Source organism: Bacillus sp. JAS24-2 (assembly GCF_008274905.1).
Lineage (GTDB): Bacteria > Bacillota > Bacilli > Bacillales > Bacillaceae_G > Bacillus_A > Bacillus_A cereus.
This window is the reverse complement of the sequence record NZ_CP031068.1, coordinates 2963745-2989806: the sequence shown is the minus strand read 5'-3', so window position 1 is coordinate 2989806 and position 26062 is coordinate 2963745. Positions and strand designations below refer to the sequence as shown.

Below are 26062 nucleotides of genomic sequence, written 5' to 3'. Positions count from 1 at the left end.
CAATCATTATATATATCTACAATTTAAAAAAGAAAGCATATGAGGTGTCCGAAAATGAAAATACAAATAGTATTGTTTGATGGTTTCGGAGAACTTGTCTCTTTCGCACCGTTTGAGGTACTGAAAAGAGCGATAGAAGAAGGGGCTCCATTTACAATTGAATTCGTTTCGAGTGAACAAAAACAAGAAGTTACGACTTCATTTGGAGTTACGGTTAAACTACATGATTTTTTACGAATGGATAATAGGCCAGATTTGTTAATTGTACCTGGTGGTGGCTGGAATCATAAAGCTCAACATGGGGCACGAAAGCAAGCAGAGCTTGGTACTTTGACCGAAATGATTAGCGAGATGCACAATGCAGGAACAATTGTTGCTGGTGTGTGTACAGGAGGTATGCTATTAGCTGCCTCTGGTATATTGAACGGTCGAAAGGCAACGATGCACTATTTGGCACAGGATGAAATGAGTGAATACGGGGCAGAGCTTCTTCATTACAGAATTGCGGATCAAGGGGATATTATCACTGCAAGAGGAGTTACTTCAGGAGTTGATTTGGGACTTTGGATCACGGAAAGATTCGCAAGCCCTAAAATTGCGGCTGCCGTTGAATACAGAATGGAATATGAGAGGCGAGGTGTTGTTTGGAAGTAATTTGACTTCTTTTTTATCCCGCATTAACGGGCAGTAAGACTCCCACCACAAAATTCAACGAATGGGAGGGCTGCCCGTAAAAAACCAATGGATATGTACTAATAATCAGTGGGGGTGACAAAACTCCTACTGATTAAAGTTTCATTTTATAATTTTTCACCTTATTAAAAGTAGATTTGTTAGAAAGGATAATCATTTATTGATATAATGAATGGATGCGTGGCAGGAAATAGATAGAAAGATACTGCTAGTAATTTATACTTAAAATGTAGGGAGATTGAACAGAGTTATGGGGACAGAAAAAGAAATTAGTTCCGCTAAATTAATATGGAAGATGACGCGCCCACATACATTAACGGCGACGTTTTCTCCTGTAATTTTAGGAACAGTGGCATCACTTTATATTGCCAAAATTGATTGGCTGTTATTTATTGCGATGATGGTTGCATGTTTAGCATTGCAAATAGCAACGAACTTATTTAATGAGTACTATGATTTCAAACGTGGATTAGATACCGCTGAATCCGTTGGCATCGGTGGTGGAATTGTCCGTCATGGATTGAAGCCAAAAAATGTGTTAACAGTTGCGCTTTTATTGTATGTAGTAGCAGCTTTTATTGGCATTTATATTTGTATGAATAGTAGTTGGTGGTTAGTGGTTATTGGTTTAATTGGGATGGCAGTTGGCTATTTATATACAGGTGGTCCACTACCAATTGCGTACACCCCGTTTGGAGAATTAGTTTCTGGATTGTTAATGGGGACATGTTTTGTACTCATTGCTTTCTTTATTCAAACGAATACTGTAACGATTGAAAGTGTATTGATTTCCATTCCAATTGGAATTTTAGTCGGTGCAATCAATATGTCGAATAACATCAGAGATATCGAAGAAGATATTAAAGGTGGAAGAAAGACATTAGTAATCCTCCTTGGGAGAGAGAAAGCTGTGGTAACACTAGCGGTAGCCTTTTTCATTGCGTATTTATGGATTGCCGTAATTGTATTAATGGGTTATATAAGCCCTTGGGCATTAGTTATGTTCCTAGGTTTGAGAAAGCCAATTTCTGCGATTCAAAGTTTCCAAAAAGGGGCAAAGGATCCTGGGTATATGCGCATCGCAATGAAATCAACAGCGATGACAAATACGATTTTTGGCTTCTTATTATCAGCAGGATTATTAATTAGTTATTTGTTTTAAATAAAAAATATGGTTAAATAACTTAACCCCAGTTTCTCAATTTTAATATAGAGAGATTGGGGTTTTTATTTTGACTTTATTTAATGTTAAAAACAGTTTCATTTGAAATGCAAATACCAATAAATTGCAACTTCATCATTTTCAATATCCAAACCTTTATAAACAAGAAAATCACACCCACCAATTACAAATCCGCATTTTTCATAGAACTTACATGCTGCGACATTATTATTTTGCGTTTCAAGCATGATACCTGGCATATTTCCTTTTTTTGCCCACTGCTTTGCTTGATCAACTAATCTTTTACCAACTCCGAGTGTACGATATTTTTTATCCACCTTTATATCTTCTATGTAAGCATAGTGATTCCAATTCTTTTTCAATACCATTAATCCAATGATTTGGTTATGTAACAGTGCTATGTAAATGACTTGATTAGGTTTATTTATATATTCATTGTAAGCCAGTTCTTCATTATCATCTTGATTTTGTAAATAACTTTTTTCATAACTCGGAACGTCTTCTACTGTATATTCTATACGTTTATTTCCTTTGGAAAGAGAAAGAATTAACCGAGCATTCACTATAAAACTGTCATCAATCTCCGGGAGATTATCTAAATCATTTGTTTCTAACTCTCTAATTACAAGGTTCATCGGGGCACCTCCACATAATAATATTTCAATAGTAAGGCTATCTCTGTATTTTATCTTTATACCGGTATGCTATTATCTTGATATAATTATGTTGTATGTAGTAGTGACGGAAATAGTGAAAGATTTCTAATTGGTTAACATATAAAATGAACTATTTCTTCCTAACTAAAATAAATCGTGGAGAAGATAAAAGATGCAAAGAACAATATTAATTGTAGAAGATGAAGATATTTTACGTGAAATTATGAAAGATTACTTATTAAACGAAGGGTATAACGCCTTAGAGGCGATGGATGGGAAAGAAGCGTTATCTATATTTGAAGAGCATGAGGTGCATTTAATTATTTTAGATATTATGTTACCGGAATTAGATGGTTGGACGGTTTGTCGGCGAATTCGGAAGAAATCTAATGTACCTATTATTATGCTAACGGCTCGGGTGGATGAAGATGATACTTTACTTGGATTTGAACTAGGAGCAGATGATTATGTTACAAAGCCGTATAGTCCTCCTATTTTATTAGCAAGAGCAAAACGATTAATGGAAAGCCGATATTCTTCAGCTGTTAATGTACCAGCTGAAGACACATTAACGAGTAGTGGTATCCATGTACATTTTCCTTCTCGTACAGTAACTATAGATGGGGAAGACATAAATTTGACTCATACAGAATCTGAAATAGTAACGTATCTCATGCGAAATCAAGGAATTGTAATTTCGAGAGAACAACTAATCAATAAAATTTGGGGTTATGAATTCGCTGGGGATGATCGCACTGTTAATAGTCATATTCGTAATTTGCGTCATAAATTAGGACAAAAAGCAGCTTGTATTGTAACGGTTGTACGAGCTGGTTATAAATTTGAGGGACAAGTATGAAAAAAGGAATTGTATTAAAGTTATTTATGTTAACAACAGCATTATGCACACTTATTTTAGTAACTATTTTTATTGGACAAACTATATTTTTTAAGCAATACTACGCAAATCGAAAAGTTAATGATATTAAAACAAATATTCAATCCTTTGAAAAAGCATATATAAAAGCTGGAGATGATGCGAAAGTAATTCAAGAATTAGAACAAAATTTCTATCAAGAGAATGCGACATGGATTACAACGTTAGATAGTGTAGGTAATATAAAATATGCAAATGATTTTTCTATAGAAATTCAATTAGACCCAAACGAAAATAAGATATTTTCTGAACGTTCCATTCACATACCGTTGTATAGTTTTATCAATTTAGAAGATATACAGAGGATGAAATATAGTTTAGAACAAGGGAGTCATATTATTATCGACGGAGTACAGAAGGGGGATATAGTAGTCCCTGCGATGTTAACAATAAAAGAGAAGAATGTTGGGCTAGAGAACAAGCAACTGTCAGAAAGGTTGTATGGGCCAAAAGCCGTATCTTCAAAAGAAAGTTCACAATTATATTTAGCGGGAAGCATTCAAAACGTGCAATTACCGGAGGGGACTGTAGGAACGAACTTTATATATGGAAATCGTGTGCTTATAGATAGAATAAAACAATTTCAGGTTGATTTATTATTGAATCAAAAATCTAATGATGTTACTTCTACAGAAATAATGGATTACGAAGAAAATGATATTAAATATAAAGTTTTAATCAAGCCAACAAAAGACGCGGGGGGTAAGACAAACTATATATTTGCTATGACATCATTGCAACCAGTTGATGAAGCGGTACAAATGATAAAGGATTATTATGTATATTTAATTATCTTTGTATTGATTTTAATTGTTTTGATATCGTTCTATTACTCAAAAAAAATCGCCAAGCCATTATTACAAATAAATGATACTACAAAAAAAATCGCGGGTTTAGATTTCTCTGAGACGATACCTATTACTACAAAGGATGAAATAGGTGATTTATCACAAAATATTAATACACTTTCTAAAGCTTTGCATTCGTATATTCATCAATTGCAGCAAGATATAGAAAAAGAAAAGCAATTAGAGAATACACGTAAAGAATTTATCGCTGGTGTTTCACATGAGTTAAAAACACCTTTAAGTATTATGAAGAGCTGTATTTCAATTTTAGAGGATGGTGTTGCTAGTAATAAAAAGGAGTATTACTTTAAAGCAATGTCAAAAGAAGTAGATAAAATGGATATGCTCATTATTGATATGCTGGAGTTAGCGAAATTCGAATCTGGTACATATAAAATGGAAATGGATGTTTTCCATATTGATGAAATGATCGATTACATATGTGAGCAATTAACCTCGGATATAACAGCTAAGCAATTATATGTTCATAAACAACTTTCTAAAATTGAAGTTGTTGCAAACCAGCATCGCATAGAACAAGTTATAACGAACTTTATTACAAATGCGATTCGTTACACACCAGAACAGGAGAATATTATTATTTCTACAATAGAAGAGAATGAACGTGTAAAAGTATGTGTAGAAAATAAAGGGGCTCATATCGCGCCAGAACATTTAGAGAAAATATGGGATCGTTTCTATCGAGGGGATACGTCTCGTCAACGTTCAAAAGGTGGAACAGGATTGGGACTTGCTATTTCAAAAAATATATTAGAGCTACATGATGCGGAATATGGTGTTTCAAATACAGAAGATGGAGTATTATTTTATTTCTATTTAAATAAAAACGTGTAGAATTTTTTCTACACGTTTTTATTATTTTTAAACAAAATCGACACTATCTGCATTTTATCTTTATCAGCATTCATTACTATTTTCATTAGAAAGAGAATGAAAAGTTGATAAGGAGATTGTTAAAATGAAAAAAAGAGCGATATTGCTTTTGCTTATTATAATAATAATGGGTACAGGCGTTAGTTTCATACATGCTAAAGGGCACAAAAACATATCAAAAGAGGATTTACGATTAAAAGGAAAAACTATTGTAATTGATCCAGGGCATGGTGGAGGAGATAGAGGGACGAAAGGAAAGAAATTAGGAACGATTGAAAAAGAGCTTAATTTAAAAGTAGCACAAAATATAAAGAAAGAATTAGAAGAAAGAACGGATGCAAAAGTTATATTAACACGTGAAAAAGATACGAGCTTACTTCCAGAAACAAAGCAAAAGGAAGAATTACAAGCACGTGTCAAAGTAGCGAAAGACCATGTGGCGGATCTTTATATTAGCATTCATCATGATGCTTTTGAGGATACAAATGTAAAAGGAATAACAACTCATTTTGGATCTAATAAAAGGAAAGATAAAAAGTTAGCTAAGACCGTACAAGAAGCTATTTTTGATCAAAATATAGACAGCCGTGATAGAGGCATTCATGGAAGTGATTTTCTTGTCTTACGAGAAAATCCTTCTCCGGCTATCTTAATTGAATTAGGGTTTACATCTAATGCGAGTGATGAAAAAAGAATGAATTCAGAAGAATTCCAAGCAAAATCGCAACAAGGTATTGTGGATGGCATTATTAATTATTTTACGATGTAATAAAATAGGTAAATAGAAAAATACTATTCTTTCTAAATCTTAATTAGAAAGAATAGTATTTTTTATTTTGGGTGTATACCCAGTTTTCAAATTTAAGAATTAACTTAAACTTATTCTTTAACTGATTTCGACACTATCTGCATTTTATCTTTACCTCTCTCTATTAATCTATTTATTGTAAACACCGGTTGAAACGAATGATTCAGTCGAATAAAGGCTCAGCCTTATAAATAATGAAAATTAATAGGGAAAGGATCGGAAAATCATGAAAGAATCGAAAAGTAAGAAAAAAACAAGTGTAGTAACGAAGGCAATCATATCTTTAGGAGTTGTTTTAGCAACGACCTTTTTCACCTTCTTTTTAATTGGAAAATGGAACTCTATCCCAGCGAAGGGAATAGCTAACGAAAGTAGTAATCAAGTTAACACGCAACAACAAGAAAAGAAAAAAGAAACACCACCAGCAAAACAGAAAAGACCTGATGGAAAACCGGTGGGAAAGGTTGTTTATTTAACATTCGATGATGGTCCTAGCGAACTAACTGGGAAATTTTTAGATGTACTAAAAGAGCAAAATGTCGCCTCGACATTTTTTATGCAAGGTAGCAATTTACAAAATACAGGTTTTCAGGAAAACGTAAAGCGAGCAGTAAAAGAAGGGCATTATATTGGTGCTCATAGTATGACACATAATAGTGATAAGTTATACAAAAAAGGACAATTTGTACCGGAGATGAAAGAAACGTTAGCTCTTATCCATAATATTACGGGTACAACTCCTAAATTAGTTCGTCCGCCATATGGATCTGCACCAGGATTAAAGGGCGAGGAAATTCGTAACCAAATTGTAGAAGCAGCAATAAAAGTTTGGGATTGGACAATAGACTCAAATGATTGGAAATTAAAAGATAATCCAACTCAGATTATCGATAATGTAAAGAAACAGACAACAGAAGAAGTAGAAGTTGTTTTAATGCATGAAAAGGCGCAAACATTACAAGCTCTTCCTGAAATTATTAAATTTTATAAAGAGAAAGGGTATGAATTTGGTGTATATAATGACGAGGATCATTTTCGTCTAAACTTCCAAAAAGATCAACGTCTATAGTATAAACATAGTTATTTTAAAAGGCGTTTTTATTACTAAATCAATAATTAAGCAAAAGTCGATTTCCTATTTTATAAAGAAATCGACTCTTTCGTTTATGTATTATGTCACAAGAGTTTCCTTATTTTCTCCGGAATGTCCTTTTTAGAAATCTATGCAACAGAGCCTTTATAGTAAGAGTATCTTGTTGGGAATGATCAAAAAAATCTATATTGTAATATAAAAAATCGCTATGATATGAAAGGATACCATACAACAATCCCAATAAATTCTTCTCAATAATTGAAAATAAAATCAATCCGGATTATTATATTGTTATTGTAAATTTATTTTATTGAAGGAGGATACATAGATGAAAAGCTCAAAAGGCTCTATTGAATCAGAGATAAGCAAAGCAATTACTCACTGGGAAAAGGACTACCTAGGACGCGGGTCTATATCCGTTAAGACAGATATATTACGGGATATGATTATCGTAAATTTACAAGGTGTTTTAACGCCGGCTGAATATAGTGTTTGCGAAACAAAAGACGGTATGCTAACGATAAAGAAGAATCGTTCGGAGCTAGTTGAATCTGGAATTGATGATCTGAAAGAGATTATACTAGAATTAACTGGAGAGAAAGTGAAAAGCTTTCATACGGATATAAGCTCCCGTACAGGCGAACGAGTGATGATTTTTAAATTGCTTCATAATCTTGAGGAGAAATTTTAAAAATACCTTAAGGTTAGTGGAAGGATTAAGAAACCTACAAGTTTTGCACTTTATTAACAGGCTAATAATTAAAAACTTGAAGTTATTTAGGTATAATAAATCGTAATTCAAATAACTCTTAAAAAATGGATAAAGAAATTGACAAACTGCTTAATATGGTTTATCTTATAATTGTTTTAAAAAATTGATAGACGCTCATTTTAACAGCTTGCTATAATTAAGGCTTTAGCATTTTTTTAATATGTAATATTGACTAAATGAAAAAGTTTCTTAATTAAAAGATAGCGTATAACATAAATTGATATATTGATTGCATAATCTAGGAGATCAGAAATATACATTTCTTTTTAACAGGAGTAATACATACATTATTATTCTCTATAAAATGGGAGCTCTTCAAAAAACTTTATTGAAGTTAGTTGAAGGGAAACCGACAATCTCCATAATTCAATGATGATATAAAATCATTGAATTATGGAAGTTGTCGGTTTTTTTTATGGGAAAAAACGATGCACTAAAAAGAGTGAATGAAAATTGAAATTTAAAAAAACATCTTAATTAAAAGGAATTTTATAGGTTATTTTCGCTTAGAAGGGAGTATTTAACATGTTAATTTCGCTGAGTTCATCAACACTGTTAACATTATTTTTTATGGCGCTTAGTGCTTCTTGGCTAAGTGGATTATTGTTTTTAAATGCAAGGATGCCTTTACGTTTTGTTCATATCCATATTGGTATCGCTGCTTTGCCTTCATTGATTTCTTTACTCGCACTTGTTAATAACAATGGAGATAGAGTTGTGGGGCCTTGGCATCTAGATACTTTAGCTTGGTTAATGGCTTTCTTTGTTCTTACAATTGGTTTAATCATTCAGCGTTTTTCTGTACGTTACTTAATGGGAGACCGCTCATATCGAAAATATTTTTTACTTTTTACATTTACTACAGGTGTATCTTCGGTTGCATGGTTAAGTGATGATCTTCGTTTCATGATCATTTGTTGGGGAGCAACGCTTATAGGATTGGTTCTACTCATAGGGCTAAATAAAGGGTGGAAAGTAGTTAGTGAAGCAACTAAAATCTCTGGCTATTTATTTACAATAAGTTGGATTGCGTTGCTATCAGCTATCATTTGGCTTTTTCAAGTAACTGGACAGTGGCAATTAACATCAGTTTTAACGAATGAAAATGTAGCGCTACATGGAACATTGGAGAGAACAGGAATTAACTTATTAATTATATTAGCGGTGATGATTCCAGCAGCACAATGGCCTTTTCAAAGATGGTTAATTGAGTCTGCCGTTGCTCCAACTCCTGTTTCAGCTATTATGCATGCGGGTTTAGTAAATGCTGGCGGTATCATGTTAACTAGATTTTCACCTCTTTTTCATGATGATATTGCACAAATCATTTTACTTATTTTCTCTAGTATTTCTGTCTTAATCGGAACAGGAATTAGTTTAGTCCAAGTTGATTATAAACGTCAGCTAGTAGGTTCAACTATTGCACAAATGGGATTTATGCTTATTCAATGTGCATTAGGCGCTTATTTAGCGGCTATTATTCATTTAATTTTACATGGTTTGTTTAAAGCTACACTGTTTTTACAAGCTGGTTCTTCAGTGCAACGTTTTGGGGTAGTGAATCAGTCTAATGAAAAGATGTCAAATTTATGGATTATAGTCGGGCGTGTTTTAGGCTTATTTATAGCAATTACTTTCTGGTTTATGACTTCTGGAGAGGGATATCAGCTAGTTAGTGCGTTAATCTTAGGGTGGTCATTATATTTTTCATGGAAACAGCTTGTTGTTTTTGGAGAGGGAAGAATGGGACGAATTGCTGGCGTAATTGTTTTGATTGGATGTTCTCTCATTTACTTTACTGTTCATAATTCTCTTTATAAATGGTTGCATACTGACATTTATCAAAGTGTTCAACCTTCAGCTCCAGCCGTTATCTTTGTTATATGTATTTTACTATTTAGTAGTGCTATTAGTACTTTCGTTACTCGTAATCAATCTTCTACTTTATTCGCTGTACTTTATCTTTGGTTAGTTCGAGTAGGTGAGGCGAGAAGAAAATCAGTAGAAAGTCACCCAAGCTATCTGAAACATTATGTATCAAAGGGAGGTAATTCGTGATGAGCATATCGTCAATATTAAAGAAAGATACAAACATTGATATACAAAAAAATAATATAAATGATTTAGTTGCATCTGCTAGCAGAGTTATTGCACCACTTTGGCCTATCTCTACGTTTGCAGCTCACCATCCTTGGATGGGACTTGAAAAGCAATCATTTGATCAAGTTGCAAATTGGTTAAAAGAAATTCGTAATGTGGATATGTATCCTAGTGCCTCCATGATTCATTCGGCAAAAGCGAAAGGTGAGATTGAGGAATCATTTTTACAAATGAGTTTGTCTCGTTGGCTGGATTCACAATCTTTTCATATTCCGCGAGAGAAAGTAGAGCGATTTTGCCAAGCGGCTTTAAAGTTAGAAAAATTACCTTCTAGTCTATTATCATCGCCAGAATTAAATAAATTGGCAGAAGAAATGAGTTATATAAATACAGCAAATATGAAAGCCTCTGTTATGCAGCCAATAAGTTCGCTTATAGAGAATCAAAATAGTGAAAACCTATCTGATATTCTTAATTATCATATCATTAAATGGTGTAAATTATATCTTGATGACTCCCAGTCAAGTTGGACGATGCCAAATCGAGAGAAAGGTTTTTATCGTGCATGGCAACACCTTATTAAATTTGATCCAGCGCTCAGCAAAAATGAGCGTAAAGTTTTAAAAGATTGGCCACAAGATGCCCGATTAGCTTTAACGAGAGCATTATCTGAACTAGGAATTTCTAAATCTAACATTCAAGCTTATCTTGAAGGGCACTTACTTTCTTTGCCTGGGTGGGCAGGAATGATACGATGGCGCTCAAAACAATCAATTCAGGAACAGGAACTCTTAATGGAATATTTAGCAGTTCGAATTTCTATGGAGTTGACTATTGTAAAACCTTATTTATCTGTAGTAAATCAAAAGGTTGAGAAAAAAGTTTTGATTGCTCCACTTATAGCTTCTTGGATCTATTGGGGAGATATTTCAACACGGGAATGGTTACGAATGCCTGCAGCTGAACAAAGTGAATTGTTAGCATTTGCATATCGTTTTGATGAAAATATTCGCAGAAAACTTTGGCTCGAAGCCTGGGAACAGACGCATGCAGAGCAATTAAGGGAGAAGATTGCTTCTAAACAGCGTGTAACTAATGATCAAAAGCATGTATTAGCTCAATTAGCATTTTGTATTGATGTACGTTCAGAACCGTTTCGTCGCCACTTAGAAAAACTAGGTCCGTTTGAAACGTTTGGAATAGCTGGTTTCTTTGGGTTACCAATTGCGACTAGTGAACTAGGTAGTAATGACAGCCATCCTTCTTTGCCAGTTATATTAAAACCGAAGCATCAAATAAAAGAGCTCACAGATGAAAATGAATTTAAATCTTATGAGCAACGTAAGAGGGTAGGCAGTTCGGTGCGTTATACATTTAAAACGATGAAACAAAATGTACTGACAAGTATGTTACTACCTGAGGTAAGTGGCCCTTTACTTGGTCTACAGATGGTGACAAGGAGTTTTGTGCCAAGAGGAGTTGGTGGTTTCATTCGTAAACTTCGTAAAACTATGTTACAAAAACCTGATACAACACTCTCGCTTAATCATGTTCATGACACAAAAGGTGAGATACCTATCGGTTTTACGAAAGAAGAAAAAGTGAACTATGTGCGTCAAGCTTTAAAAATGGTGGGACTGACAGAAAAATTTGCTCCTTTAGTTGTAATGTGTGGACATAGTAGTCAAAGTACGAACAATCCTTATGCGGCAGCACTTGAGTGTGGTGCTTGTGGAGGCGCAGCAGGGGGATTCAATGCAAGAGTTTTTGTGACTTTATGTAATCTTCCAGAAGTAAGAGAGGCGTTGTCTGCTGAAGGCATTAACATTCCTGAGGATACCATTTTTGCAGCAGCTGAACATAAAACAACAGTGGACGAATTGGAATGGATTTACGTCCCAGAACTTTCGAAAACTGCGCAAGAAGCGTTTGATTGTATCGAGACGATTATGCCAAATGTGAGCCAACATGCAAATAGAGAACGTTTAACGCAATTACCTAATTTTAAAACGAAAATAAAAAATCCGAGTAAAGAGGCGCATCGATTTGCAGAAGATTGGAGTGAAATACGTCCAGAATGGGGATTAGCGCGTAATGCATCTTTTATTATCGGAAAGCGTGAATTAACTCAAGATTGTGACTTAGAAGGTAGGGCTTTCCTTCATAATTATGATTGGAAACAGGATGAAAGTGGCGATATATTAGCTAACATTATTGCAGGACCAGGAACAGTTGCACAGTGGATAAATCTACAATATTACGCATCAACTGTAGCTCCTCATTATTATGGTAGTGGAAATAAAACAACCCAAACCGTAACGGCGGGTCTCGGTGTTATGCAAGGGAATGCTAGTGACCTGTTGCCAGGCTTACCTTGGCAATCGGTTATGCAGTCAGATAGTGAGACGTATCATTCACCACTTCGTTTACTAATTGTCATTCAAGCACCTATTGAATATATAGAACGTTTGTTAAATAATGATTTCACATTTCGAGAAAAAGTCCAAAATGGATGGGTTAGACTTGCAAGTGTTGATCCAGAGGGACGCTGGAAAAACTGGTAACAATTATTATTGTTACTAGCTTAAAAGTTTCATAAATACAATAATGAAGAAGGAGTGCTCCATATGAATTCAAAGAATAAAAAAGTTTTATTATTAACAGACATTGAACACGGAATAGAGCCTAGTATCCAACAAGTAACTAACATTCAACAAGAAAACATGTTGACTATACACAGCTATGATTCTGTAATTGTACATCCTTATGGAGATATAATGAGATCTATTATTATTGCTATTTATCAAGAAAATGTTAAAGAAATTTTTGTTGTCGGAATAGAGGATAAAGAAACTTCTTCAGTTAATCTACAAACTCAACGTGATTTCATAAAAGATAATATAGAATTAGACTATCTCTTTAAAAATTGCATGCCTGAATTTTCAAGTGGTAGCCTTAATCAATGGCTGAGTGGACAAAAAAATGTTAGTGAAAATATTGAAAAGAGTATAGATATGATCCGTCATCATCCATTAGTACCTTCTGATATTGAAGTTCATGGTTTCAGGATTGATAGAACAGGTGAAACAGAAATGGTTGTTAAAATTGCTACTAATAAAATAGTTGAAAAAGTTAATTAATCTATTAAAGACAAATAAATTCTTATGTATAAATTGCTGTTGTATAATAAATTTTATTATGTTTTAAGAATCAGAAGAGGTAGCCATGCAAAACAAAATTATCGTTATGTTTCAAAAAGATTTTCGTTTATATGATAACCCAGCTCTATTTGAGGCTGTTCAGTCCGGGGAGGTTCTTCCGGTATATGTACAAGATGAAACTTTTTCAATAGGAAGTGCGGCAAAGTGGTGGTTACACCATGCTATAATAGATGTCCAAAAGCAACTTAAGGCATTGGGCTCTACTTTAATAATCCGCAAAGGAAATACACAGGAAGAAATACTTTCTCTCATAAAACAATTAGATATAACGGCTGTATATTGGAATAGTTGTTATGATCCAGACAGGTTAAAATCTAATCAAAAAATGAAAATGATATTAGAAGATAAAGGTATTATTTGTAAGGAATTTAATTCGCATTTATTATTAGAACCGTGGATTATAAAAAAGAAGGATAACACTGAATATAAGGTGTTTACGCCTTTTTACAATGCATTTCAAAAGCAGGTAATACCTAAACCTATTAGAAAAGTGCAGAGTATAAAGTGGGGAAGCTCTTTGCCAGCAAGCTTATCTGTTTCAGAATTACACTTGTTGCCGACTATACCGTGGACATCTCATATGGAAGCAATATGGGAGCCTACAGAGGAAGGGGCATACAAAACATTTAAGAAATTTTTCTCTAGTAAATTAGTCTCTTATAGTGAAGGAAGAGATTTTCCAAATCAAAATGCTCATTCAATGTTAGCGCCATATCTTTCATTTGGCCAAATATCAGTAAAGCTAATGTTTCATTACTTAATAAATAAAAGTACCGAAAGACAATGTAGTCTTTTTGAAAAACAAGTTAATAGCTTTATACGCCAATTAATTTGGAGAGAGTTTTCTTATTATTTGCTATATCACTATCCGTTTACAGTATATAAACCTCTTAATAAAAACTTTGAACATTTTCCGTGGAATAAGGAAGAGGAGTTATTAAGAGTATGGCAGAAGGGTGAAACTGGTTATCCGTTTATTGATGCGGGAATGCGAGAACTATGGCAAACCGGTTTTATGCATAATCGGGCAAGAATGGCTGTAGCCTCTTTTCTTGTAAAGCATTTGTTAATTCCGTGGCAAGAAGGTGCAAAATGGTTTATGGATACACTACTAGATGCTGATATTGCAAATAATACAATGGGATGGCAATGGGTTGCTGGAAGTGGAGCAGATGCATCACCGTACTTTCGTATTTTTAATCCTATCACACAAGGAGAAAAGTTTGATAAAAATGGAGAGTATATAAGAAAATGGGTACCAGAATTAAGAGATATACCGAATAAGTATATACATAAACCTTGGGAAGCACCTGAGCATATTTTACAAAAGGCCAATATTAAGCTTGGTCATACATATCCTTTGCCAGTTGTTGACCATAAGGCAGCACGAGAGAGAGCGCTTTGCGCATATAAAAGTATGAAAGAACTTGTATGAAATAGGTTAAACAATATGTATTTAGAATTTTATCCATTATAAGGACATACTAATCATATAAATTTTCTATAATCTTCTAGTAAAAAGGAGAATGTTTATGAAAAAATCTAGTATTATAGTATTTTTACTAACATATGGTTTGTTTTATGTTTCTAGTGTTTTATTCCCTATTGATCGTACTTGGTATGATGCGTTAGAAAAGCCGTCTTGGACACCTCCTGGTATGACAATCGGAATGATATGGGCTGTATTATTTGGACTTATTGCATTATCAGTTGCAATTATTTACAACAACTATGGATTCAAGCCAAAAACATTTTGGTTTTTATTCCTTTTAAATTATATATTCAATCAAGCGTTCAGCTATTTTCAATTTAGCCAAAAGAATTTGTTTTTAGCAACAGTAGATTGTTTACTTGTCGCTATTACTACGTTACTTCTCATAGCAGTTTCTTCCAAATTATCTAAGGTATCGACATGGTTGCTAATTCCGTATTTTTTATGGTCTGCATTTGCTACATATTTATCTTGGACAATTTATAGTATAAATTAAAGACGGAACTAAAAACTTGAGCATAATAAAAATGCTCGAGTTTTTATATGTGTTAATGATAATCCGAAATATGGAATATATACATCTTAGGGAGGTCATCTTTGTGAAGAAATGGATAAAAATTATGCTGTACTCTTTACTAGCTATTTTAATTATAGGAAGTATTACTTTTTTGACTTGGTCTCAGTTTACTTATAAACCGACTAAAGAGGCTTTGTCGTTAGTAGATGATAAAAAAGATGAAGATAATATCGTTTTTGGAGCGAAAGATGCGAAAGTAGGGGTTATTTTTTATCAAGGAGCTAAAGTAGAAGCTGAGGCTTATAGTTACTTAGGAGAAGCTCTTGCAAAAGATGGGCACTTTGTAGTAATGCCTAAGTTACCATTAAACTTAGCGATATTTGGAATAAATGAGGTAGATAGTGTAATTGAAAAGTATCCTGAAGTTCAAAAATGGTATGTTGCTGGGCATTCAATGGGCGGAGCTATGATTTCTAAGTATGCCTCTCAGCATGAAGACAAGGTACACGGAATCATTTTCTTAGGTTCGTATCCTGCAGATGACTTTTCTACAAAATCGATTCCGATGTTATCAATTTATGGAGAAGTAGATGCTTTAGCAACTCTAGAAAAAATAGAGAACAATAAAAAGTTAATGTCGAAAAATACAACTATGCACATGATAAAAGGGGGAAACCATGCTCATTTTGGCATGTATGGTGAGCAAAAAGGTGATAATGCGAGTTTAATTACGGCAAAAGCACAACGAGATGAAACAGTAAAAGTAATTGAACAATGGTTATTGGAACAATGATAACGAATTTAATAAATCTACCGAAAGAATTATCCAAACGGTAGATGGGAGAGAGAATAAAGAGCCAAATCGTATGAATTGGCTCTTTTATTTATTTGCTATCTCCAATTGTCCCCTTATTTTCTCAGGAATATCCTCTTTAGAAATAATATCGTAAGAATACACATATTTTCCTTTCACATGAATTTTTAAGTAAGTTTTTCTTATAAAATCATTAGGCGTGTTCGTTCCAACTGTATATTCTTTTTCATTACTTAATTCGTCAACAGCTTTTAGTGAGTACATAGCTTTTCCTTTATGATGATAATCTGGAACACCATATCCTTTCGCAACGGCATATACATTTTTTTCTTCAGCAATCGGATTAAATCTGTCTAAATCTCCGCGTAATATAAAAGGTAGTAAGTATATAGGGAGGCCTATTCCTAGTATGCAAATTACAAATTTCTTCATGATCGTTTCTCCTTTTGTCTATTTACATTTTGAGTATAGAAAAAAGTTCTTATGAATATAGAGGGAAATTCTTTAAGTTTTTCTTAATAAAGTTTAACTTTGTGAAAAAAACTAATTTGAGCATTAAGTTTACGAAATGAATAGCCAAATAACCTATTTTCTTTATTTTTTGATGGTAGGTTATTAGGTTTTATATTGGTATGAGTGAATTAAGAAATAAGTGAGGTTTAGGAAATAGAATGAATTTATCTTATAGTAATAAGAGAATTACCTGAATAAATGATAGTGAGAACAATTAAAGAAAGCATCTAGTGGGGTGCTTTTTTCTTTTGAAACAGAGAATCTCATGGGTCGGTTACATGTAATTTCGTGCTGTGCTTCTAGGTCATTGGAAAATCCAACAATAAAAAAAGAGGGGGAAGGCGTTTTTTATTGAAGTTTGTTAATGATAGATTTTTAACTTGAGAGGGGGATCGTAAAATAGATTATTAATCTCTTTGGTAATTTTTATTTTCCTTATAGTTGGCATATTGTATTAGAAATTTTAAATTTTGAAGGGAGAATCAATAGGTATGGGTAAGAAAAGAAGAATAAGTAATAAGTTATTACTTATCAGTGCAATTTTTACAATAGCAATTCCCTCAGTCTCATATGCGGAGGAAGTAATTTCACCTGAAAATTTTAAGAGTTCTTCAAATTTGTATAAGGCACGGAATACGGAAATTTTGAAAACAAATTTATATCCTAATACATATAATAATCCATTTAACCACCAATTTATTTCAAAATTAAAGGAAGTAAACACAAATATAAAAAAAATAGACAATAGTGATGATGAAAATCCTGTTATATCTACTACTCTTTCATTTATTCGCTATATGAATAGTGAAGATTATAAATCTGCATTTGATTTAACCTCAAGGTCATTACAGAAAATAATATCCGAAGAATGGTTGAAGAGCTATTGGGAGGGACTGCCAGTTCAATTACAAGCAGGTTCTTTTATAGAAATTGGAGAGGTTACACAAAAAGAGACAAATCCTGTTCATACAAATGTGGAGATTCAATTAGTTTTTGAAAAAATGACTGTACCTTTACTAATTAAACTAGATCCATCTGGAAAAATAGACGATTTTCAACTAAGCATGTCGTTTAGTCCTGTTGCTGAGCGTCCATCATATAGTAAGCCTGAATCATTTGTTGATAAAGAAGTAGTAGTTGGAAGTGGTGCATTTCCATTACCAGGAACATTGTCGGTTCCAAAAGGAAATGGTCCTTTTCCAGCGGTTGTTCTTGTTCAAGGATCAGGAGCAACTGATCAGGATGAAACAGCGTTTGCTTTAAAACCATTTCGCGATTTAGCTGAAGGTCTTGCATCGAAGGGAATTGCTGTCCTTCGCTATAATAAACGAACGTATGAACATGGGCTGAAAACACAATTCAGTCCCTTCTATACAGTTGATAAAGAGACAACAGATGATGCTCTTCTTGTAACTCAATTTCTTAAAAATGAGCCTCTAATAAATAAGAATCAAATATATATTCTTGGTCATAGTCAAGGTGGAATGATGCTTCCGAAAATGATTGAAAAAGACCAAAATCAAAATATTGCTGGGGCAATTGTAATGGGTGGACCAGCTCGTACGATTCAAGACGTTGTTTTAGATCAATTTGAGTATCTTTTTTCTATTGGAGCAATGAACCAGGAGCAATATAAATTCTACAAATCGCAATTTGAATTATTAAATGATCCAAATTTCTCTGGTCAGAATCCTCCAAAAGATTTTTACTTAGGATCAGCAGTATTTTGGGATTCTATTCGGAAAATTAAAGCAGCAGAAATGTCAAAAGAACAAAAGACACCACTTCTTATTATTCAAGGAGAAAGAGACTATCAAGTTCAATCAAAAATCGAAATTCCTCTTTGGAAAGAACAATTAAAAGAACGAAATAACGTTGATTACCAGCTATATCCAAAGTTAAATCATTTCTTTACAGAGGGCGATGGGGAAATAAGTAAACCGGATGAATATTATAGTCCTGCTAATATTCCTGAGTATGTTATAAATGATATTGCTGCTTGGGTGCAAGGAAGATCGCAATTAAATTAGCAACTATATGTTTTAATAAAGACTTTCTTTCTGTAATCAAACTAGAAACATTATTAGGTTATATGTTTGTTAGCACTCTTTTAAAAAGAGTGTTTTTTTATTTTCCTTTGATTTAATTAACGAAAAAAATATCTTGTACTCCTTTTGTAACTTTTTTAAATAGAAATTTTCTATAAAATAATGGACTTATCTTCCAAATAAAGCGTTATTTGTAACACTGTTATCAAAGCAAAGTGCTCGTGACATTTCCTTGATATTCAAAAACATTAATAACCTATTATGTTAAGTTTTTTGAAAATTTAGGTTTAACATCTTTAAAATAGGTGTATTACATATTACATAACAACTAAATAAGAAAATAAAAAATCTAAGGGAGGAAAAATACGATGCATAAGAATGAAAGAAAACCGGTGGTTTATGAATATCAAAATGAACAGGAAGTAGTTATGAAAGTAAAAAAGCTAGAATTGCAAGGGATTCGCCAAGATGACATTTACGTCTTAACACATGAAAAACATATAACAAAAAGAATTGCGGATGATACAAACACAAATACGATTGGAGTAAAAGAACAAGGGTTGGGCACAAGTATTATCAACTTTTTCTCCAAAAAAGGGGACGAGCTCCGAAATCAAATGGAGGAAATGGGGTTGTCGAAGGAGGAAGCTAACTTATATGAAGAAAAACTAGATCAAGGGAGAATTTTACTTCTAGTAACAGATGAAACACTAACGGCGAGTGATAGGCAGCCGCAAAACTATCATTCTCTCTAATAGATTGCAATATCTAATAAATAGATAAGTTAATTATTTTAGGTTGTAGCATGGAAGAAAATAAAAGTAGAGAAGGGTGAGAAAAATGAAACATACAATATTTAAATATGCTGTGATTGGGATTACGACCGGAGTCATGGTATCTCTGTTAAAAAAAGAAAATCGGAAAGCTATACAAACAAAAGGAAAAAGCGTAAAAGACAAACTACAAGAAGGAAACATAAAGGAAACATTAGAGAAGGTAACCGAGACAAGTAAACAATTCTCTGTAACTGCAGCTAATGTTGCAAAACAAACATTACCACAACTGCTTACAGCCACACCGGTTGTCATTTCTACTATTAAAGATTTAACAGAAAACGAAAATAACAAAAAGAAAAAAGATGAAAAGGATAATGAAATAAAACAAAATAGTAAGAACCTAGACGGAGAAAAAACGGAAAATGAAAAGAAATATGTGAAAGAAGGGAAAGAAGAGAGTGCTTAGATTTAATTCTAAAAATAGAAAGTGAGGAAAAAAGTATGAAATCTCTGTATGCAATTGATGTAGGAATTGGTTTTACTAAGCGGGCATATCGACAGGATGTAGATTCTGAGGTGACGATTAAGAGTGAAGCTGCCACACTAGCTCCCGTACCTAATCATGCTGAAAGTGAAGATTTAACAAAGGTAAGTTTTATAGACTTAGACTTTGCATACTACATGGGAAATGAAGCACATCAATCTGACGCTTCATTTCTTCCTCCATTTGAAGAAGAAATAGAAAATTATTATGAAAGCGAACAGTTTAAACAACAAATATTTGGTTGCATTGCAAAGGATTATAAAGAAAATGTCGTGTTACCTTTAGTTGTTACCGGGCTTCCCGTTACTTGTTTTGGTAGTCAGCATGAGCAATTACAACGTGCACTAAAAAAAGAAACTTCCGTACAAATTGATGGGAAATTTATTAATATTACGGTGGAAAATGTTTTGATTCTTCAGCAACCGGTCGCTTTACATGCCTATTTCTTAAAAGAGGGAATCATTCAGGAACAAGATCGTATCTTAATTATTGATGGTGGATTTCGTACATTAGAAATGACAGATATGAAACAGAATGTCATTTTAAATCATTATGAGACGGAACTAGGATGTAGCAAGCCTTTGAAAAATATTAAGAATATCCTGCAGAATCATGCGAGTGAAAGTAATCAATTGCATATTAATGACATGCCAAAAATATTAGAAAAAGGATATGGAGATAAAGAAGAAAATTATGAGACAAGTCAGGTGGATATTTTAATTCAAAAAGAGTTGGATACACATTTCCAAGACATCATGCGTGTATTACAAGAACAATTTAAGTTAGACCAGTATGATACTATTATTTGGACAGGAGGAATAGTAGATCTCCACAAAAAACAAATTGAAAAAATGCAAGGTGAAATTGTTTCTTTCCGTATGGTAGACGCTTCAAAAGAGGCCGCGCTTCATGGATACTATATTATTGGAAGTCAAGTATTTGAGGACATCACCAATCAATCTGCATATAAATCCAAATTATAATGACGACCGAAATGGAGTTCGTTGAATAGACGTGCCAAATTGTGTGGCTTCTTTTCCAAATATAAATAAGAAAAGATAAAAAGTGCTTGTATAGAGGAAATGTTTAAAATTGAGAATAAAAATAACTAATATATAGGGGGTCTTCCTTTTTAAAGAATAAGACCTCCTATGCATTTATTTTGTAATTTAGATGATTTAAAAACTTTTCCTCCAAGATATGGATACCTACATACAAATTTCATATTACGGATATGATTCGATCAAACATAAAACTATTTAGAAAGGAAGAATAATATGGAATGCATAAAAATGACGAAATGGAGTTGGTATCATGTGAAAACTAGTGAGCTTGAAGAAATTTCTTCTATAATCCCCCGTGATGTAACATCTTATTTCTCTCAATTTGTAAAGAAAATAAGTTCTCCTTGTGAAAATGGATTATATGTTTATACGTTATCACCAAGTCAAACTTGTGTATATGGTTCGTTTTTATATGATCAAGATAAAAAGGACGCCAAAATTCAAAAATTTCTTCATTATTTCGTAGCTCATGGGATACTGATAACGGTCCAAGAAAAAGAGGAAGAAGATTTTCAAGAATTAATACATAATTTCCCTATAGGTATAAAAAATTGTAATAGTTCCGCTGAAGGACTATGTGCCATCTTATCGATATTTATATCTCACTATTTACGAAAGGTTGACTATTTTGAAAACAATTTCAGAAATGTGTTATGGGATTTTTATCATCATAATAACATAGCAGTTTTAGAAAGGATTTATCATATTCGTCATGAATTATTTATGAACACACATGTGTTTCGCTTAATACAAGAAGTGTTACAAGGCTTGGAGGAAGCTTGGTTAGAAAAACTAACAAACACCCTTTGTTATAAACAAACGCACGTAAAATTAGAGCGTGGATTACAACTCGTTAAAGAGTACCAAGAAGAATTAGACACGATGATTCATTTACAAGAAGTTGTTTCTTCTCATCGTGGGAATGAAATTATGAAAGCTCTTACTGTATTAACTGCTGTAAGTACGCCTTTGACAGCCTTAGGAGCATTATGGGGTATGAATTTTAAATACATGCCTGAACTTGAATGGAAATATAGCTATTTAATGGCTCTCTTATTTATTATTTTCACAACAGGGGGTATGTATATGTATATGCGATTCAAAGGGTGGACAGGTGATTTATTACGAGTAAAGAAAAAGAAGTCTTTTTTTAAATCTAATTAGTCCTGTTTATAAAAAATATGATAGACATATAGTTAATAATATTTATTAATTGGGGTAGTGCCATATCCCTATCAAGTTAAAGTTTTGATGTCCCCGCAATGATAAAAATAAACTTGGTTTCCATAAAAAACATAATATTTTCATTTAAAGGCTATGAGGTGAAATGTCATCATCTTCATCACGTTTGACCTTCAAGAAATAAAAAGTTAAACTATTCTTGTACTCGAAGTACTATTATAGTACTGGAGAGATAATAACTTTACTATTTTGGTATGAGGTGAATAAATGATGAAAGATCGGATTGCCAAAACTGCTATTGCGCTTTTTCATGTAAGGGGAATAAAATTCACAATGAGTGATTTAGCTCGTGATCTAGGTGTAAGCAAAAGTACGCTTTACGAGCATTTTCCATCTAAGGACGAGCTTATTGGTTATGTAGTTGAGCAAATAAATGAAGAAGCCCAAATACGTTTTCGGGAAATTATCGATAATTCGAATTTGACCATACCGGAAAAATTAAAAGGGATTCTTTTAATTGTGCCTAAGGATTTTCAGCACAGCTTCGTACGTTTACTGATTGAACTGCGACGTTACCATCCAGAGCAGTGGGCAAAAATAGAACAAGGCATAAATGAAGAATGGGAGGTAATTACTGGGCTAGTTGAAGAGGGCATCAATAGCGGTGTTTTACGTTCAATGGACATTCCAGTACTAATCCAAACACTCAAAACGTTAATGAAATCAATTTTTGAACAGGGGAGTATAGCCTCTAACCAAATTACTCTACAAGAGTCACTTGCAATGATGGCCGATATCATATTGCATGGAATCACAAGTAAGGATTAAATAGTACTTCTACATAAAAAATGAGTAGGGTCACAATAACCATACAGGTTAACGTAGCCCCGCTCATTTTTTATTTTTATCCCGCTTTAATGGGCAGTAAGATTCCTACCTCAAAATTCAGTGAAAGCAAAGAATTTAGGTGGGAGATCAACTGCCCATAAAAGTCCGATTGGTGAGGGCTGATAATCAGTGGGGGATGAAGAAAACCCCACTGATTAAAGTTTCACTTTATGTCGATTTTACTTAAGGGTAATTATACTTTACAGTCTGGAAGATTTCGGTATAATATAAAATTAGTACCGAAAATAATTTTTTGGTACTGAAGGTACGAATTAAGGTAATCAGAGATGGAAACGAAAAGTTTGTAATTTTAAATTGTTTTTTCAATTTGGCTGGGATGTCCTTGAAGATAAAATACGGGTATAGGAGGAATGTAAATGGATTTTTTTGAGACTGTTATAATCATTGTGAATTTTAGTATTCTAGGCTGTATATTGTTTTTTAGTGAGAAAATAAAACAATGGTCTGTCTTCATTCTAACAGTTGCCTTTTGTGTGGTTGGTGTGCAGCTTATCGTAGAAGGGTATCGCTGGCAGATGATTCCTGCTTATTTGTCCCCATTTATTTTAACAAGCTGCTATCTATTTGCTGAATCAAAAAAGAACGTTAAAAGTTGTGGGGCATTCACAGTCAAGACATCGCTACTGGTCATTTATTTGACTATTGCGGTCATGCTTCCTTCCCTCATGCCGGTAGTTTTATTTGAAAAAACGAGCGGTCCCTTCAAGGTTGGTACTACACTTTATCATTGGATTGATTATAATCGAGAAGAACCTTATATGAAAGATTTGAACGGCCGGCGCGAGCTGATGGTTCAGGTTTGGTATCCTGCAAAAGAAAAAGGAGAGATGAATCGCGCACCTTATATCCATAACTCGGATGAGATTGCCAAGGGGTTGGAAAAATCATTGTCTATTCCAGCATTCGCGTTTCACCATTTAGGCTTGATGAAGTCGAATGCATTCATGGAAGCTCAATTGTCAGATTTAGAGGAACGTTATCCGGTTCTACTCTTTTCCCATGGTTTAAGCGGTTTTCGCAATCAAAACACGTTTGAGGTGGAGGAGTTGGCCAGCCAAGGTTACATCGTCGTAGGAATTGATCATACCTATGATGCTGCAGCTACCGTCTTTCCAGATGGCAGAACCGCTTTTGTACAGTCGATCAATTTAACTGATTTTGCCGAACGAGATCGCCATATCAAATTATGGAAGGAAGATGTTGTTTTTGTACTTAATCAAATAGAGAAGCTTAACCAAAGCGATAAAGATAATCGCTTTACAGGAAGAATGGATACATCCCGAATTGGAATGTTTGGACATTCTTATGGTGGAGCTACAGCTGCGCAAGTGTTAGTGGAAGACTCCCGTGTCAAAGCAGCCATCAATATGGATGGTACATTATATGGGGAAAATGTTCCGAAATCTAGAGTTGGAAAACCGTTTTTGATTATGAATGCAGAGACTAGTGATGATTCCACGGAAGATTTTTTAGAGGGAAAAGTTCGTAGTGACCATGCACTTGCAGGTGGTGGCATGTCAATGGTTATTCCCCATACCAATCATACGAGTTTCACTGATTTTCATTTGTTCTCTCCTTTGTTACGAAGCTTAGATGAAGATCCAAGATACGTTCACCGTATTATAAACGAATTCAGTCTCGCTTTTTTTGATCGATATGTGAAACAGGTAGACGATAGCTCTGCGCTTGAAAAATTGGACTCCAAATACCCAGAAGTGAAATTTAAAGTGAATTGATGACAATGTCTTTTAATATATTTGCTAACAGTTGGGTATATATTTTAATCATCAAGAAAGATTGCCCTCTGTAGCATACAGAGGGCAATCTTTTTTAAATTAATATAAAGGAGTTTTTTTATGTTTAATAGATTGAAGTATTTTCTTTTATCCGAGAAAGAAATAGTTGAAACTGTGAAGAATTACAAGGAGGAAAAAATACATGTTTTCATAATAAAAGATTTTTTAGGGAAGTTAATCTTAATAAGAACTCTTATATTTTTAATGTTTGTTCCAATATCAACTTTTATTTTTTCAGTTGTAATTTTTGGAGCTGTTTTCTTTTTATCCGGTATTAAGATTACCATTTGGGGCATTGCTATAATGTTATTGGTTCCAATAACATTACTTTTCTATATGAATATAACTAATACATCAATTATTATTACTGATTTAGTGAAGAAATTTTTATTAACCATAAAATATCTAAATCCATTTTACTCAATATTAAATAAACCTTGGTTATTTATTTTTGAATTATTATTTGGTTTTTTATATGTCTTCGTGCTATCTTTGTTTTCTATTTGGATAGTATTACATTCATTAGAAATAGGTTTCTCTGAATTTAGTTCAGAGGACAATCGAAGTTTCCAATTTTCAATTATTATTTTGCATACAGCAATTTATTTGTTTATAAGAGTTCATGGCCAGCCTTGTAAGACAACTAAGCAAAAAATTAAAAAACTGAAAATGAAATTTTATCTATGGTTTTGTTCTATGATTGCAAGTATTGTATATATATTTGAATCACTCTTTAATTATATGAATGGAATTCAAGCAATTTATTTTATATTTGTTTTAATGATTGCTTTAGAAAGAACAGTGACACATTATAAGAAATTTATAGATTTTTTAGAATCTGAAAATTTGTATGAAAAATAATTTTAGAGAGAAAAGTCATTTGAAATATAAAAAGTTATACCTACTAAGTACTGAACGAGTAAAAAAACGTTATTCTTTCTCTAGAATCCTAGGAAAGGATAGCGTTTTTTATGTCTATTTTTGTATCTGATGAACTACAACTATTTGCTCAAGAAATTCAATGTTATTTATCCCCGAACATCTTAAGAAATCTTGCAAGAGAGTCTGGTTTCGTGCAACGAACCTGTAAATTCCAAACAAAAAGTTTACTCAATTCATGAGTATGTATGGAAAAAGAAAGAGATTCAATAATGATTTGTTTAATATTAATTTATACATAAATGTATATTAAACAATATGTA

General features: G+C 33.2%; 23 protein-coding genes and 1 pseudogene. 21 read left to right on the top strand and 3 right to left on the bottom strand.

Going from position 1 to position 26062, the window contains the following annotated elements:
- Positions 1–54 precede the first annotated feature (54 nt).
- A complete protein-coding gene (locus DN407_RS15495; RefSeq protein WP_098005351.1) occupies positions 55–654 on the top strand; it encodes a DJ-1/PfpI family protein in 600 nt (199 codons plus the stop codon).
- A gap of 289 nt (positions 655–943) precedes the next feature.
- The gene (gene menA, locus DN407_RS15490; RefSeq protein ID WP_000536355.1) at positions 944–1855 is read left to right on the top strand and encodes a 1,4-dihydroxy-2-naphthoate polyprenyltransferase; all 912 of its coding nucleotides are present in this window, start codon (positions 944–946) and stop codon (positions 1853–1855) included.
- A 98-nt stretch (positions 1856–1953) separates the two neighbouring features.
- On the opposite strand, the gene satA is transcribed toward menA, so the two are convergent.
- Positions 1954–2511, bottom strand: a complete 558-nt coding sequence (gene satA, locus DN407_RS15485) for a streptothricin N-acetyltransferase SatA (RefSeq protein ID WP_098395893.1) — start codon at positions 2509–2511, stop codon at positions 1954–1956.
- 193 nt (positions 2512–2704) lie between these two features.
- On the opposite strand from satA, the gene DN407_RS15480 reads away from it, so the two are divergent.
- The 11 genes from DN407_RS15480 (at position 2705) to DN407_RS15430 (ending at position 16007) form a co-directional block, all read left to right on the top strand.
- A complete protein-coding gene (locus DN407_RS15480; protein ID WP_149216452.1) occupies positions 2705–3391 on the top strand; it encodes a response regulator transcription factor in 687 nt (228 codons plus the stop codon).
- Entirely contained in the window at positions 3388–5172 is a 1785-nt protein-coding gene (locus DN407_RS15475; protein ID WP_097797467.1) for a sensor histidine kinase, read from the top strand. The genes DN407_RS15480 and DN407_RS15475 overlap by 4 nt, the downstream gene beginning before the upstream one ends.
- A 124-nt stretch (positions 5173–5296) precedes the next feature.
- Positions 5297–5980, top strand: coding sequence for an N-acetylmuramoyl-L-alanine amidase family protein (locus DN407_RS15470; RefSeq protein ID WP_149216451.1), 684 nt, complete (start codon positions 5297–5299; stop codon positions 5978–5980).
- A gap of 265 nt (positions 5981–6245) precedes the next feature.
- Complete coding sequence (locus DN407_RS15465; protein ID WP_050821968.1) at positions 6246–7088, top strand: polysaccharide deacetylase family protein; 843 nt, start codon at positions 6246–6248, stop codon at positions 7086–7088.
- 352 nt (positions 7089–7440) lie between these two features.
- Positions 7441–7803: a Na-translocating system protein MpsC family protein gene (locus DN407_RS15460; protein ID WP_000842548.1), complete on the top strand. Its 363-nt coding sequence runs from the start codon at positions 7441–7443 to the stop codon at positions 7801–7803.
- 606 nt (positions 7804–8409) lie between these two features.
- Positions 8410–9942 carry an NADH dehydrogenase subunit 5 gene (locus DN407_RS15455; protein ID WP_000908945.1) on the top strand — a complete coding sequence of 511 codons (1533 nt, stop codon included), beginning with the start codon at positions 8410–8412 and terminating at the stop codon, positions 9940–9942.
- On the top strand, positions 9942–12548 hold the full coding sequence (locus DN407_RS15450; RefSeq protein WP_149216450.1) for a DUF2309 domain-containing protein: 2607 nt from the start codon (positions 9942–9944) through the stop codon (positions 12546–12548). The genes DN407_RS15455 and DN407_RS15450 overlap by 1 nt, the downstream gene beginning before the upstream one ends.
- Positions 12549–12611: 63 nt before the next feature.
- On the top strand, positions 12612–13124 hold the full coding sequence (locus DN407_RS15445) for a carbonic anhydrase (protein ID WP_097797473.1): 513 nt from the start codon (positions 12612–12614) through the stop codon (positions 13122–13124).
- An 85-nt stretch (positions 13125–13209) separates the two neighbouring features.
- Entirely contained in the window at positions 13210–14640 is a 1431-nt protein-coding gene (locus DN407_RS15440) for a cryptochrome/photolyase family protein (RefSeq protein WP_098022857.1), read from the top strand.
- A 97-nt stretch (positions 14641–14737) separates the two neighbouring features.
- Positions 14738–15193, top strand: coding sequence for a TspO/MBR family protein (locus tag DN407_RS15435; protein ID WP_000749743.1), 456 nt, complete (start codon positions 14738–14740; stop codon positions 15191–15193).
- A 103-nt stretch (positions 15194–15296) separates the two neighbouring features.
- On the top strand, positions 15297–16007 hold the full coding sequence (locus tag DN407_RS15430; protein ID WP_087965133.1) for an alpha/beta hydrolase: 711 nt from the start codon (positions 15297–15299) through the stop codon (positions 16005–16007).
- Between the two features lie 87 nt (positions 16008–16094).
- On the opposite strand, the gene DN407_RS15425 is transcribed toward DN407_RS15430, so the two are convergent.
- A complete protein-coding gene (locus DN407_RS15425; protein ID WP_000714887.1) occupies positions 16095–16460 on the bottom strand; it encodes a YxeA family protein in 366 nt (121 codons plus the stop codon).
- 572 nt (positions 16461–17032) lie between these two features.
- On the opposite strand from DN407_RS15425, the gene DN407_RS15420 reads away from it, so the two are divergent.
- The gene (locus DN407_RS15420; protein WP_141550155.1) at positions 17033–18571 is read left to right on the top strand and encodes an alpha/beta hydrolase; all 1539 of its coding nucleotides are present in this window, start codon (positions 17033–17035) and stop codon (positions 18569–18571) included.
- 112 nt (positions 18572–18683) lie between these two features.
- Here DN407_RS15420 and DN407_RS32165 read toward each other — a convergent pair.
- Positions 18684–18838: pseudogene (locus DN407_RS32165) on the bottom strand (acyl dehydratase).
- 119 nt (positions 18839–18957) lie between these two features.
- Between DN407_RS32165 and DN407_RS15410 the strand changes: the two are divergent.
- The 7 genes from DN407_RS15410 (at position 18958) to DN407_RS15375 (ending at position 25721) form a co-directional block, all read left to right on the top strand.
- Positions 18958–19344 (top strand): YflT domain-containing protein, encoded by a 387-nt coding sequence (locus DN407_RS15410; RefSeq protein WP_098022858.1) that lies wholly within the window; start codon positions 18958–18960, stop codon positions 19342–19344.
- 85 nt (positions 19345–19429) lie between these two features.
- The gene (locus tag DN407_RS15405) at positions 19430–19831 is read left to right on the top strand and encodes a hypothetical protein (protein ID WP_000683226.1); all 402 of its coding nucleotides are present in this window, start codon (positions 19430–19432) and stop codon (positions 19829–19831) included.
- A gap of 35 nt (positions 19832–19866) precedes the next feature.
- The gene (locus DN407_RS15400; protein WP_098022859.1) at positions 19867–20892 is read left to right on the top strand and encodes a ParM/StbA family protein; all 1026 of its coding nucleotides are present in this window, start codon (positions 19867–19869) and stop codon (positions 20890–20892) included.
- Positions 20893–21186: 294 nt separating this feature from the next.
- Positions 21187–22137 carry a magnesium transporter CorA family protein gene (locus tag DN407_RS15395; protein ID WP_098022860.1) on the top strand — a complete coding sequence of 317 codons (951 nt, stop codon included), beginning with the start codon at positions 21187–21189 and terminating at the stop codon, positions 22135–22137.
- A 288-nt stretch (positions 22138–22425) separates the two neighbouring features.
- Positions 22426–22983 (top strand): TetR/AcrR family transcriptional regulator, encoded by a 558-nt coding sequence (locus DN407_RS15390; RefSeq protein WP_000654864.1) that lies wholly within the window; start codon positions 22426–22428, stop codon positions 22981–22983.
- 437 nt (positions 22984–23420) lie between these two features.
- Positions 23421–24800: an alpha/beta hydrolase family protein gene (locus DN407_RS15380; RefSeq protein ID WP_098022862.1), complete on the top strand. Its 1380-nt coding sequence runs from the start codon at positions 23421–23423 to the stop codon at positions 24798–24800.
- Between the two features lie 120 nt (positions 24801–24920).
- A complete protein-coding gene (locus DN407_RS15375; protein ID WP_098022863.1) occupies positions 24921–25721 on the top strand; it encodes a hypothetical protein in 801 nt (266 codons plus the stop codon).
- The last annotated feature ends 341 nt before the right edge of the window (positions 25722–26062 follow it).

Excerpts from the sequence above, each read along its gene's own strand:
- DN407_RS15495 (WP_098005351.1), top strand. The coding sequence starts at position 55 with ATGAAAATACAAATAGTATTGTTTGATGGTTTCGGAGAACTTGTCTCT.
- menA (WP_000536355.1), top strand. The coding sequence starts at position 944 with ATGGGGACAGAAAAAGAAATTAGTTCCGCTAAATTAATATGGAAGATG.
- satA (WP_098395893.1), bottom strand. The coding sequence starts at position 2,511 with ATGAACCTTGTAATTAGAGAGTTAGAAACAAATGATTTAGATAATCTC.
- DN407_RS15480 (WP_149216452.1), top strand. The coding sequence starts at position 2,705 with ATGCAAAGAACAATATTAATTGTAGAAGATGAAGATATTTTACGTGAA.
- DN407_RS15475 (WP_097797467.1), top strand. The coding sequence starts at position 3,388 with ATGAAAAAAGGAATTGTATTAAAGTTATTTATGTTAACAACAGCATTA.
- DN407_RS15470 (WP_149216451.1), top strand. The coding sequence starts at position 5,297 with ATGAAAAAAAGAGCGATATTGCTTTTGCTTATTATAATAATAATGGGT.
- DN407_RS15465 (WP_050821968.1), top strand. The coding sequence starts at position 6,246 with ATGAAAGAATCGAAAAGTAAGAAAAAAACAAGTGTAGTAACGAAGGCA.
- DN407_RS15460 (WP_000842548.1), top strand. The coding sequence starts at position 7,441 with ATGAAAAGCTCAAAAGGCTCTATTGAATCAGAGATAAGCAAAGCAATT.
- DN407_RS15455 (WP_000908945.1), top strand. The coding sequence starts at position 8,410 with ATGTTAATTTCGCTGAGTTCATCAACACTGTTAACATTATTTTTTATG.
- DN407_RS15450 (WP_149216450.1), top strand. The coding sequence starts at position 9,942 with ATGAGCATATCGTCAATATTAAAGAAAGATACAAACATTGATATACAA.
- DN407_RS15445 (WP_097797473.1), top strand. The coding sequence starts at position 12,612 with ATGAATTCAAAGAATAAAAAAGTTTTATTATTAACAGACATTGAACAC.
- DN407_RS15440 (WP_098022857.1), top strand. The coding sequence starts at position 13,210 with ATGCAAAACAAAATTATCGTTATGTTTCAAAAAGATTTTCGTTTATAT.
- DN407_RS15435 (WP_000749743.1), top strand. The coding sequence starts at position 14,738 with ATGAAAAAATCTAGTATTATAGTATTTTTACTAACATATGGTTTGTTT.
- DN407_RS15425 (WP_000714887.1), bottom strand. The coding sequence starts at position 16,460 with ATGAAGAAATTTGTAATTTGCATACTAGGAATAGGCCTCCCTATATAC.
- DN407_RS15420 (WP_141550155.1), top strand. The coding sequence starts at position 17,033 with ATGGGTAAGAAAAGAAGAATAAGTAATAAGTTATTACTTATCAGTGCA.
- DN407_RS15410 (WP_098022858.1), top strand. The coding sequence starts at position 18,958 with ATGCATAAGAATGAAAGAAAACCGGTGGTTTATGAATATCAAAATGAA.
- DN407_RS15405 (WP_000683226.1), top strand. The coding sequence starts at position 19,430 with ATGAAACATACAATATTTAAATATGCTGTGATTGGGATTACGACCGGA.
- DN407_RS15400 (WP_098022859.1), top strand. The coding sequence starts at position 19,867 with ATGAAATCTCTGTATGCAATTGATGTAGGAATTGGTTTTACTAAGCGG.
- DN407_RS15395 (WP_098022860.1), top strand. The coding sequence starts at position 21,187 with ATGGAATGCATAAAAATGACGAAATGGAGTTGGTATCATGTGAAAACT.
- DN407_RS15390 (WP_000654864.1), top strand. The coding sequence starts at position 22,426 with ATGAAAGATCGGATTGCCAAAACTGCTATTGCGCTTTTTCATGTAAGG.
- DN407_RS15380 (WP_098022862.1), top strand. The coding sequence starts at position 23,421 with ATGGATTTTTTTGAGACTGTTATAATCATTGTGAATTTTAGTATTCTA.
- DN407_RS15375 (WP_098022863.1), top strand. The coding sequence starts at position 24,921 with ATGTTTAATAGATTGAAGTATTTTCTTTTATCCGAGAAAGAAATAGTT.